Below are 10,286 nucleotides of genomic sequence, written 5' to 3'. Positions count from 1 at the left end.
CAGCAGTGTTCAGCGTAAATGTATCAGGAATGCCTCAGACTTAGACTTGTTCGGAATCACCTAACGATGGGCTTGCCAAGTTGGACTAGCGAAGGGCGCTCAGAAGCACAACATCCATAACCAGCAGCGCCCCGGCAAAGGCCAGCAGGCTGCGCACGATCTGGCGCTCTTGCTTAGAACGATGGGATCCACCCACACGAAGCCATTTCAGAGATTGGGGAAGGCGGTACAGCATAGGAGATTCGGCGGAACCCTAGGGTGATCATGCCCTATTTTGTGGGGTTTGGATTCCCCACGCTGGGGGGGAGAAACGGCTAGCCCTGAGGGGCAATTCCCTCTAGAGTGAGGGTTAGTCCATTGCCCCTGTCTATGACCACTCCCTTGACCCAAGCCGAAACCGTTTTGCAAAGGTGCTGGGATCATTGGCAATCTCTGGCCAGCCGTCGGGATTTACAACCGGAGTTCAGGGCTCTATCCACTTTGCGCAAGCGCCTCACCGCGCGGCTGTTTTCCATTGCGGTGTTTGGGCTGGTCAACCGCGGCAAGTCAGCCGTCCTGAATGCCTTAACCGGCGAGGAGCGGTTGAAGGTGGGCCCCCTCAATGGGGTCACTCAGCAGCCCCAATCCCTGCTGTGGCAGCCGGGGCCAGGGATCCCTTGGCGGGTGAGGCTGGTGGATACTCCGGGTTTGAACGAAGTGGAAGGAGAAGCCCGCGAACAGTTGGCCTGGGATGTGGCCCGCTCGGCGGATTTGATCGTGTTTGTCATCGCCACCGACCTGACCCAGTTGGAATACCAAGCTCTCTCGGAGCTGCGCACTCTATACAAGCCCATCCTGCTGGTGTTGAACAAATGCGATCTCTACTCCGAAGCGGAGTTGCAGGCCATTTGTGCCCAGATCAGCCGCCACCTAGGCTGGGTATCGCCGCAGGAGATTTTGACCGTGGCCGCTTGCCCAAAACCTCTGAAAGTCCGCACCCACTGGCCGGATGGCCGCATTACTTTGGAATGGGAACGGCCTGCACCCCAAATTGAAGCCTTGCGGGGGCGAATTCTGCAGATTTTGCAAACCGAGGCGGGATCCCTCCTGGCTTTGAATGTGTTGAAGCGGCTGGACCGGGTTCAGGCCCAGATTCTGGAAAAACAGTGGCAGCACCATGCCCCCTTTGTGGAGCAATGGGGCAGGATTTTCGCCCTTGGCAAGGGGATGGGGGTGGGCTTAGCTCCGCTGGGGTTGGATTTGCTGTTGGCCCCGCTGCTGGATGGTCTTTGGCTGCTGGGCTTGGAGATCCGGCTGCACCTGCCCCGGAGGGTCTTGTGGAAGGGGCTGTGGCGACCGCTGCTGCTCAATGGGGCTCTGCTGCTGCTGGCGGAAGGGGTGAGTTCCTGGCTGTGGGGAGGCTGGGGCAACGGCCTCTTGCCGGGTCTGGTAGCGGGGATCAGCTTGTACCGCCTGGGATCCCTGGCGCCACAGGTGCTCAGCCGGTTTGCAGCCCGAGCGTTCGGCCTGGAAGCGGGCCTTCGTGCCTTGATCGGACGGGAAAGGTTGGCTATGACAGACTGCACAGCCTCTCTGCCAAGCTCCCTGGCCTAGTTCTCAACCATTTCGGCAGCGTGGTAGGAGCTGCGCACCAATGGCCCTGAGCGCACCTGGCGAAACCCCATCTGGCGGGCTATCTGGCCCAGCTCGGCAAACTCTTCCGGAGTCCAGTAGCGTTCCACAGGGCGATGCGCCAAAGAAGGCTGCAGGTATTGCCCCAGGGTCAGACGGTCGCATCCCACCGCCAGCAGATCCCGGAAAGTTTCCAGCACTTCTGCGCGGGTTTCCCCATGCCCCAACATCAGTCCAGACTTGGTGGGTAATCCGGGATTCAGCTCCTTGACCGTTCGCAAAACCCGCAAGGACAGGTCATAGCCGGAGCTGCGCCGTACTGCCTGGGAGAGCCGTCGTACCGTTTCGATGTTGTGGTTGTAGCAAACAGGCTGGGCAGCCACCACACGGGCAATGCACTCGCGATCCCCGCGAAAGTCGGGGGTGAGCACCTCGATCTGGGTGCCGGGGCAGCGCCGCCGAATTGCCTCCATGACCTCCACAAAGCGACCGGATCCCTGGTCGGGCAGATCGTCGCGGGCCACCGAGGTGAGTACCACATAGCTGAGCCCCAGCAGCTCAACCGCCTCGGCCACTTTCTCCGGCTCTGTGGGATCCAACGGTGCGGGCCGTCCACTGGCCACCTGGCAAAAAGAGCAGGCGCGGGTACAGATCCCTCCCATCAGCAGAAATGTAGCGGTTTTTTGGCTGTAGCACTCGGCTCGATTTGGACAGCGCCCCTCCTCACAAATGGTGTGCAGGCCCCGCTGCTTGATCACCTGCTGCACCGCTGAAGTCTCGCTGGCTTTGCCGATGGAACGCTTGACCCAACTGGGAAGAGGGCTAACCGACATAGGGAGAACCGTTGCGTTAACTGGGTATCGGCAACAAGACTGCGCCCCTCTACAGCCGAAGGATGCAGCGCCTGCTCTGCCATTCTGACATGATGAAGCTCTGGGTTCCGAAAAGGGGAGGCCGAAGTCTTTGGGTCGACGGACTTCTCGGCTCGCACCAGCGGGACAAAGTCCTCCCAAAGCTCAGCCCTGTTCAGGGTTGCATGGGTCTTTCGGGGAGATTAAGCCACCTGGGGTGTGGTCAGCATTTGGTTGACGATGCGCTGCACAATCTGAAAGCCGGTCACCGCCTGCCAACCCAAGATCGCCAGGATCACCACGTTTAATAGGACATGCACATTACGCGCCCAGACCTTTTGCCCGTCTTTCATCAGCGGTGCTAGAGCCGCAGAGCTGGCCACCAAGGCCACAATGCCCAACCCAGCCAGCAGGTGAGGCCCAACAAACAGCTTGCCATTGTTCAGGTAGGTAACCCCCATGCCGCCCAGCGCCCCGAACACCATCAACACCAAGAACAGGGATCCGGCGAGGAAATGCCGCTGACCAAACTTCCCTTTGATCAGCTCCTTGCGTTCTTCTGCCGAGGCAGTGCGCACCCGTCGCGCTTGCAGACCCAGGTAAAGGGCATACAGGGCCAGCGCAAATGCCAAAATCATCAGCACAGGATGAAAGAAAGGCAAGGCCAGTTCTAGCCAGCGAGGAAGTTGAATGCTCATAGAGATCGCAGGATGGAAGAGGAAGACGCCCCCAAATTAACATGAGTTAACCTGATGCGCGGCAGTCTCCAGTCTCAGCGCAGCGGACTGGCACCCTATGGCAGGGTAACCCCCTGCGTCACTTTGTGGCTACGCAACGCTGCCGCGGCCCAGCTTTATCCCAGTCGCCAGCAAGAAAAACTCTTGCACCACTGGGGGCGGATGTGCTGAGCCCTCTACAGCGCGGCGGTGGCAGATCGCAAAACCAGCTACCAAAAGCTGGGCAGGTCTGTCAGCTACTTCGACACCGCTGACGGGAATAAGCAACTGAGCTCGCTGAAGCGTCAGAAGCGGCTAGCCGCGGTTCAGGCTATCGCGAAAGTCCGCCGGCCAGTTGAAGGCTCGCTTCTGCAGAAAGCTGCCAGCTCCCAAAGGTTCTAAAGGCCGGCAAACCCATCCAGCTGGCTCGGAGGAGAGATGGGCGTGTCAGGACAGGGATCCCACCGGCGCGAGATATTTTCCGTCTATGAGAAAGATGCCATTGGCAAACTGCACACTGTAGGTGCCCAACAGCCGCCGCTGCAGGATCACCCCTTGTTCGTGCAAGCGGATCAAATGGGCCGGGCGCAACATCGGCATTGGGTCAGCCGTTTTTAGGTAAGGAGGCATCTCCACCACTTGAACCGTTGCCCCCACCGGCAGTAAACCCTGGGCTTCAGACATAACGGGAGTCCATGTGGCAAGTGTCTCTAGCTTAGCTGAACGTAGGACGATGTATGCCCAAAACCGAACCCGAGCAGGATGACAGCATTAGGGCAGATCCCAGAGGAGCCGAACAGATTGGATCCCCGAAGAATTGTTGTAAGATTTTTATCAAGCACGAGGATTCAACGAGATAAAAAGGTAACATCTTGCAAGGTGAGTTGGTTTTTCCCACAAAGAAAAAGCAGTCGGCCTTTCGGGGTGCTGCCAACTGATCGCCAATTTGCTACCATACCATGAACTCTTGGTACCCATTTTTTGTGTCCTTGGATACGGAAACCTCATTTGCCGAGGCAATTTAGGGGTTCTCTTGTCCTGGAGCTGTGGGCGCAGGGCTTAGCAAGCTCGCCTTCGGCCTACGCACCAGCCAGATCTTTGCCGAAATTCTGTAGAAGTGTTAAGAATAGTTACATTGGTTTGCTATCTTCTCAGTTTTCATACTCGTCCTTACTTCAGCGCTGCGAAACGACCATGCTAGATCCCATTCCCCCCCCAGCCCTTGAGGAATATCTATTGGAAACGGGCATTATCGACCGTTCTCAACTGAGCCTGGCCAAGAAGCTGCAGCATCGCCAGCAAGGGCCGTTGCTGATGATCCTTTTGGAGTTGAGTTTCATCGATCTGGAGCAGCTCAGCCGCCTTTTGGATTTGGGCCGCGCCTACCCTTTTGATCATGCTGCAAACGCTGGATAGTCTTCAGCCCAACTGGCAACAGGCTCTGGCTCGGTGGTTCGCTGCTGAGCAGGGATCCCTGCTGCTGAAAAGCTGTGGGGGCCAGGATCTGGCGAAGCTGCGCAGTGTTTTGCAACAGATCTGTTCTCCTGTCCAGTCTGTTACGTTGCTAACAGAAGACTTGGAGGTGGTGGCCGGCCCATTGACGCTCCAAAGCTGGGATCCTCAAGCGACGGGCCATTTTGCCCACCTTTATCTGGAGCGTTCCGCCTCTAGCTCACACATGAGTCGTTTGGCGGCTGTTGTTGCTCGGTTGCGCGCTCCCGACGGGTGTCCTTGGGATCGGGCCCAAACTCCAGAGTCTCTTACCCCCTACATTCTTGAAGAAGCGTATGAGACGGTAGCTGCCATTCGAGCCGGGGATCCGGCAGCAATTGCCGAAGAGCTGGGGGATTTGTTGTTGCAGGTGGTGTTGCAGTCTCAGATCTTTGCCGAGCAGAACCACTTTGATCTGGAAGCTGTGGCTGCGGGAATTGCCGATAAGCTCATCCGCCGTCACCCCCATGTGTTTGGGGATGCTGTGATGGCAGATCTTCCGGAGTTGCACCGCTCTTGGGAACAGATCAAGCAAGGGGAGCGACCGGATCAAAGCCTTGGCCAAAAACTGCTGCACTATGCCCAAAGTTTGCCTCCCCTAATGGCTGCCCTGAAAATTTCCTGCAAAGTGGTGGGGGCAGGGTTTGAGTGGCCAACGGTGGAGGGGATCTGGGCCAAGATCCGCGAGGAAGAAGCCGAGCTGCGTCGAGAATTGGAGAGGGATCCCCCCGATCCAACTCGGCAGGAAGCCGAACTGGGGGATCTGCTTTTTGCCCTGGTCAACTTGGGCCGTTGGTATGGTTTGGATGCTGCCCAAGCTCTAACCCAAACCAACCTGCGCTTTGCTCGCCGTTTTTTGCGCATGGAAGAGCTGGCTCAGGAACCAGCGGGATCCCTGCCCGGCGATGGCATAAGCTCCCTTCTGAAAGGACGCAGTTTCCAGGAGCTGGAAGTCCTCTGGCAACAGGCCAAGCAAGAGTATCCCTAGTTTCGTTTCTGGATGTGGGGTTGAGCCGGTGCCAGCTCTGAGGGGGTATCCGCCCACACAGTCTTGGGGCAAGTTCTCTTTGTAGGGTAGGAGCTGTTCTGAGCACCTGTCTCTATGTCGGCTATGTCTCCAGTTTCTTCCTTTGAGCAAGCTGGGATCCCTTGTCTGGATTTGACCCCCTTTCGGGAGGGCACGGATCCGCTAGGGGTTGCAAAGGCTTTTGGGGCAGCCTTGGAGGAGGTGGGGTTTGTGGTGATCACAGGGCATGGGATCCCGGAGGCCATCATACAAACAGCCTACGAGAGAGCGAGGGCTTTCTTCGACCTGCCGCTGGAACAAAAAATGGAGGTGGTGACTCCGGATCGCGTCAAAAACCAGGGATACCTGCCGATTGGCATCGAAAGTGTAGCCGCTACCCGTGGGGCAGAGGTTCCCTACGATCTCTGTGAGGCGCTGGTGTTCAATGACCTGTTTCGGGAAGATCCACAACGGCCCCAAGCAGGGGTGGATCCGGATTCGGGCAACCTTTGGCCCACCCATCCAGCAGGACTGCGGGCTGCTCTTCTGGCTTATGATGCGGCTCTGCTTCAGCTCACCCAAACCTTGATGCGCATGGGCGCGTTGGCTTTGGATCTGCCGGAAACCTATTTTCTGCCTTTTATGGAGGGGAAAGGGGGAGTGCTGCGGGCTGTGCATTATCCTGAACAGGAGGTGGAGCCCATCCCGGGACAGCTACGCTATGGGGCTCACTCCGACTACGGTGGCTTCACGATTCTGCGACAGGATGGGGCGCCGGGAGGGCTGCAGGTGTACTCCAAAGCAGGAGAGTGGATTGATGTGCAGGCTGTTCCCAACGCCTTTGTCATCAACGTTGGCGATCTGCTATCCCGTTGGACCAATGACCGTTGGCGCTCCACGTTGCACCGCGTGGTCAATCCACCCCGATCGGCTTTCGGTTCCAGTCGCCGCCTGTCTTTGGTTTACTTTACAGCTCCTCGGGACGATGCTTGGATCGAATGCCTGCCCACATGCCAGAATGCAGCAAATCCCCCTCGCTATGCTCCTGTACAGGCTGGGGAGTACATCCGCTCTAAGCTGGAGGTTTCGATGATTGGGAAGGCAGGGCAAAGCTCTCGGAGATCTCAAACTCGGGATCCCTGAAGTCTAGAGATCTCGGGCAGACGATGCAACCGCTTCTTGGCTTTGATCTGGGAGCAGTTTGGGTTGCCTGATCTCGGTGCTCCTTTGCCTGTGATAAAACTCCTTGCCCGTCATTTGGCCTGTGCAAATTCAGATCCGCCATCTCATCGAATATCGCTACAGTCGTCCAGTCCAACTGGAGCCCCATACGGTGCGATTGCGACCGCGCTGCGACGGGATCCAAACTCTCCTGGCTTTTGAGTTGCAGGTGGATCCGCAGCCGGTGGGCCAATCGGCGCTGGTGGACCTGGAGGGCAACGCGGCGGTTCGGCTCTGGTTTGGGGATCCCACCGAGCATTTGCGCATTCAAACTCAGGCCACGGTGCTCACCCTGCGGCAGAATCCCTTCGACTACCTGCTCTGCGATTGGGCCACCCATCTCCCCATCGACTATCCCAGCACGCTGGCAGCCCAATTACAGCCTTATCTGACGGCTCAGGCGGATCCCGGCATCCAGGCCTTGGCCTGGGAGCTATGGGATCACGTGCAGGGGGAAACGACAGCTTTTCTGCCGGCGCTGAACCAGCGCATCTATTCAGAATGCCGCCACATCTTGCGGGAAAAGGGGGATCCCTGGCCTGCCGGCTTGACCTGGCATCGCAAAACCGGAGCCTGCCGCGATTTGGCCCTGGTGTTCATGGAGGTCTGCCGTACGGTAGGCTTGGCCGCGCGCTTTGTCAGTGGCTACCAGGTCAGCCCCTCACGGCCTTCGGGGGAGAGCATGGGCGGAGAACCCCCAGAGCCTGGGCGCCGTCATCTGCACGCTTGGGCGGAGGTGTACTTGCCGGGGGCCGGTTGGCGGGGCTTTGATCCCACCCAGGGGTTGGCCGTGGCCGATGGTCATGTGGCTTTGGCGGCCAGCGCTTACCCCAGAGATGCCGCTCCCATTTACGGCCATTGGCTGGGCAAGGGCGTTCACAGCAGTATGAGCTACACCATCCACATCCAGGCGGGATCTTCTGCGCAAAGCCAAGCCCAGCTTTCTGCAGACAGCCTGAGCACTTCACCAAAAGTGCGGAGCTGAAGCCGTAGAGCTTCAACTTGGCCGGATCCCAAAGCGAAAATTTGAGATAGCATAGCCTAGCCAAGATCTAGAGAATCTGCCGAGGGATCCCGTTGACCCAGTCTATTGATGTCCCCACCAGCGTTGATACGTTTTTGCAGGAGTTGGCCGCCATTCAGCAAGTTGGGCCGAAGCGAGTGGCCATCCTGGGCAGCCGTCATGTGCCCATTACCCATCAGTATTTGATCGAGACCCTCAGTTATGCCCTGGCCCTTACCGGCAATCAGATCCTCACCTCTGGGGCCATTGGCACCAACTTGGCCGTCATTCGGGGGGCGATGCGGGCGGACATGAAGTCCTTGACGGTGATCTTGCCGCAGAGTTTGGAGCGACAGCCGGCAGAGTCGCGGGCCAGCCTGGAGCAGGTGCTGCATCTGGTGGAGCATCCGGAAAACGACCATCTTCCCTTGGCGGAGGCCAGCCGCCTGTGCAACCTGGAGATCATCGGCAAGTGCCAGCAGTTGATCTGCTTTGTTTTCCACGACAGCGTCACGCTGCTGGATGCCTGCAAGCATGCTGAGGAACAACACAAGTTGGTCACTCTCTTCTATTTCGACTGATTTGCCCTTCTACTTTCTTCCTCGGTATTGAGCTTGCGGCAGGGGGAAGTGTTCTTGTAGCCAGGCTTCAGCTTCTGCCGGGGTGGTGAGTTCGCCGTTCAGGGTGAGGCAACGCAGTTGCTCCAAAATGGCTTGGAAGGGGCGACCTGGCTTATAACCCAGACGACGCAGATCGTGGCCGTTGAGCAGCGGCTTCACCCAGTACCACTCCTGCAAATAGCGCCAGATCAGCCGCCGGGCCGGCTTGGGGGCGATCCCAGCCACCAAAATCACCGCCGGGATCCGCAGCCCCTGCAGCAGTTGCACCACCTGGGCCGGAGAAAGGGTGCCGGGATCCAGTTGGGCCAACAGGGTTTGGTAATAGGAGGAATGGCTGAGGCGTTCGATGCCTGCTTGGGTGAGGTGGAGTTGGCTGGCCACCTGGGGGGCTTGGGGTAGGGTGAGGAGGAGAGCCTCTAGGCGCAGTTGCCAGATCTCCTGGGATCCCAGCTCAGGATAGCGGCGGCGAAAGTGATAAGCCCAGCGGCCCACCCGTTGCAACCGCCGGCACAGGGAGGGATCCCACTCCAGGTCGGGGTGAATACAGCGCAAAGCTCCCCATTCTGCCAGCCGCTCAAAGGCTTGGGGCCAATCGCGGGCTCCGAGAATATAGGCCAGCTCCTGCTTGAGGCGATCCCCGCCGACGGCATCGTGCAGACCACTGGCCACGGCAGCGCGGATCCATTTTTCTGTGGTCGAGTCCAGGGCGAAGCCCAAGCGCACCGCAAAGCGCACCGCCCGATAAATGCGGGTGGGATCCTCGATGAAGCTGTTGGGGTGTAATGCCCGGATGATCCCCTGTTGCAGATCCGCTTGTCCGCCGAAAAAATCCAGCACCTGTCCTCGCTGGGGGCCGTTGAGGCGCAAGGCCAAGGCGTTGATGGAAAAATCCCGCCGATAGAGGTCTTGCTGAATGGATCCCATGGCCACTTCGGGGGGAGAGGCCGGGTAGGGATAAAACTCCGTGCGGGCGCTGGCGATATCCACACAAAAGCCTCCTGGCCAGATCAAGGCCGCCGTTTGGAATTTGCCGTGGATCTCCAGCCGCGCTTCCGGGAAGTGCTGTTTGAGCGCTTGTCCCAAAATCAAGCCCCAGCCCGGGGGATCCGTCCCATCCAGGGCCGGAGAGTAGGGCCCATCCACCACCAAGTCCAGATCCAGCCGCTCCAGGTTGGGTGAGGGCTGCCGTCCCCACCGGTGCAGCAGCAGATCCCGCACCGTTCCCCCCACCAGATACAACCTCAGGCCCTTCTCATCGGCGATGTGGGCGGCCTGCTCCAGCAACTGTCGATGCCGCTCCGACAGGGCCGCGAAGGTGAGATCCAAAGGGCAGGAAAGGGTGGGCAAAGCCAACTGCGGTGAGAGGGCCGGCAACTCGTGTAGGTGCCGCAACACATCGGTGCGAGTTACAATGCCCACCAACTGTCCATCCTGGAGAACCGGCAGGCGGCCAATATCCCACTGCACCATCAACCGCTGAATCTCCGCCAAGGGGGTGTCGGGGGAGAGGGTTTTCACGTCGGTGGTCATGTAGCCCTTGACGGGGGCATGGCCAAACCCGTGATGCAGGGCGATATCGATATCCCGCCGCGAGATCACCCCCACCAGGCGACCTTGAGCGTCCACCACCACCAGGCCGGAATGGCCGTAGCGCAGCAGCACCCGCTGGGCCTCGTCGATGGTGATCTCCGGTCGGATGGTGCGCACCGGAGCCGACATCAAATCTTTGGCCGTCACCGGGGGCGGGATCCGCTCTTGGACAGCCTG

General features: G+C 58.9%; 12 protein-coding genes. 7 read left to right on the top strand and 5 right to left on the bottom strand.

Annotated features, from left to right (window positions below):
• Positions 1–85: 85 nt before the first annotated feature.
• On the bottom strand, positions 86–235 hold the full coding sequence (locus NW815_RS09280; protein ID WP_011429585.1) for a hypothetical protein: 150 nt from the start codon (positions 233–235) through the stop codon (positions 86–88).
• 134 nt (positions 236–369) lie between these two features.
• Between NW815_RS09280 and NW815_RS09275 the strand changes: the two genes are divergently transcribed.
• On the top strand, positions 370–1,593 hold the full coding sequence (locus tag NW815_RS09275; protein ID WP_414390583.1) for an Era-like GTP-binding protein: 1,224 nt from the start codon (positions 370–372) through the stop codon (positions 1,591–1,593).
• Here NW815_RS09275 and lipA read toward each other — a convergent pair.
• On the bottom strand, positions 1,590–2,444 hold the full coding sequence (gene lipA, locus NW815_RS09270) for a lipoyl synthase (RefSeq protein WP_011434441.1): 855 nt from the start codon (positions 2,442–2,444) through the stop codon (positions 1,590–1,592). The genes NW815_RS09275 and lipA overlap by 4 nt on opposite strands.
• A 221-nt stretch (positions 2,445–2,665) precedes the next feature.
• On the bottom strand, positions 2,666–3,160 hold the full coding sequence (locus tag NW815_RS09265) for a DUF4079 domain-containing protein (RefSeq protein ID WP_011429588.1): 495 nt from the start codon (positions 3,158–3,160) through the stop codon (positions 2,666–2,668).
• 54 nt (positions 3,161–3,214) lie between these two features.
• Here NW815_RS09265 and NW815_RS09260 point away from each other — a divergent pair, with 54 nt between their 5' ends.
• Positions 3,215–3,370: a hypothetical protein gene (locus tag NW815_RS09260; RefSeq protein WP_414390993.1), complete on the top strand. Its 156-nt coding sequence runs from the start codon at positions 3,215–3,217 to the stop codon at positions 3,368–3,370.
• 255 nt (positions 3,371–3,625) lie between these two features.
• On the opposite strand, the gene NW815_RS09255 is transcribed toward NW815_RS09260, so the two are convergent.
• Complete coding sequence (locus NW815_RS09255; RefSeq protein WP_011429589.1) at positions 3,626–3,862, bottom strand: DUF3148 domain-containing protein; 237 nt, start codon at positions 3,860–3,862, stop codon at positions 3,626–3,628.
• Between the two features lie 510 nt (positions 3,863–4,372).
• On the opposite strand from NW815_RS09255, the gene NW815_RS09250 reads away from it, so the two are divergent.
• The 5 genes from NW815_RS09250 to NW815_RS09230 all read left to right on the top strand — a co-directional run bounded on the left by NW815_RS09250 (position 4,373) and on the right by NW815_RS09230 (position 8,480).
• Positions 4,373–4,594, top strand: coding sequence for a DUF2949 domain-containing protein (locus tag NW815_RS09250; RefSeq protein WP_041436895.1), 222 nt, complete (start codon positions 4,373–4,375; stop codon positions 4,592–4,594).
• On the top strand, positions 4,575–5,657 hold the full coding sequence (gene mazG / locus NW815_RS09245; protein ID WP_414390580.1) for a nucleoside triphosphate pyrophosphohydrolase: 1,083 nt from the start codon (positions 4,575–4,577) through the stop codon (positions 5,655–5,657). The genes NW815_RS09250 and mazG overlap by 20 nt, the downstream gene beginning before the upstream one ends.
• Before the next feature lie 123 nt (positions 5,658–5,780).
• Positions 5,781–6,818 carry an isopenicillin N synthase family dioxygenase gene (locus tag NW815_RS09240; RefSeq protein WP_041438122.1) on the top strand — a complete coding sequence of 346 codons (1,038 nt, stop codon included), beginning with the start codon at positions 5,781–5,783 and terminating at the stop codon, positions 6,816–6,818.
• Positions 6,819–6,921: 103 nt separating this feature from the next.
• Positions 6,922–7,881, top strand: a complete 960-nt coding sequence (locus NW815_RS09235; RefSeq protein ID WP_414390577.1) for a transglutaminase family protein — start codon at positions 6,922–6,924, stop codon at positions 7,879–7,881.
• Positions 7,882–7,973: 92 nt separating this feature from the next.
• Positions 7,974–8,480 (top strand): hypothetical protein, encoded by a 507-nt coding sequence (locus NW815_RS09230; protein ID WP_011429595.1) that lies wholly within the window; start codon positions 7,974–7,976, stop codon positions 8,478–8,480.
• Between the two features lie 9 nt (positions 8,481–8,489).
• Here NW815_RS09230 and NW815_RS09225 read toward each other — a convergent pair.
• Positions 8,490–10,286 (bottom strand): CBS domain-containing protein (locus tag NW815_RS09225; RefSeq protein WP_414415933.1); only part of this gene is annotated, 1,797 nt, incomplete at its 5' end.

This window comes from Synechococcus sp. R6-7, from assembly GCF_047461695.1.
Lineage (GTDB): Bacteria > Cyanobacteriota > Cyanobacteriia > Thermostichales > Thermostichaceae > Thermostichus.
Note: the sequence above shows the minus strand (reverse complement) of the source record. Positions and strands in the feature narration are given on the sequence as shown.

Excerpts from the sequence above, each read along its gene's own strand:
- NW815_RS09280 (WP_011429585.1), bottom strand. The coding sequence starts at position 235 with ATGCTGTACCGCCTTCCCCAATCTCTGAAATGGCTTCGTGTGGGTGGA.
- NW815_RS09275 (WP_414390583.1), top strand. The coding sequence starts at position 370 with ATGACCACTCCCTTGACCCAAGCCGAAACCGTTTTGCAAAGGTGCTGG.
- lipA (WP_011434441.1), bottom strand. The coding sequence starts at position 2,444 with ATGTCGGTTAGCCCTCTTCCCAGTTGGGTCAAGCGTTCCATCGGCAAA.
- NW815_RS09265 (WP_011429588.1), bottom strand. The coding sequence starts at position 3,160 with ATGAGCATTCAACTTCCTCGCTGGCTAGAACTGGCCTTGCCTTTCTTT.
- NW815_RS09260 (WP_414390993.1), top strand. The coding sequence starts at position 3,215 with ATGCGCGGCAGTCTCCAGTCTCAGCGCAGCGGACTGGCACCCTATGGC.
- NW815_RS09255 (WP_011429589.1), bottom strand. The coding sequence starts at position 3,862 with ATGTCTGAAGCCCAGGGTTTACTGCCGGTGGGGGCAACGGTTCAAGTG.
- NW815_RS09250 (WP_041436895.1), top strand. The coding sequence starts at position 4,373 with ATGCTAGATCCCATTCCCCCCCCAGCCCTTGAGGAATATCTATTGGAA.
- mazG (WP_414390580.1), top strand. The coding sequence starts at position 4,575 with ATGCTGCAAACGCTGGATAGTCTTCAGCCCAACTGGCAACAGGCTCTG.
- NW815_RS09240 (WP_041438122.1), top strand. The coding sequence starts at position 5,781 with ATGTCTCCAGTTTCTTCCTTTGAGCAAGCTGGGATCCCTTGTCTGGAT.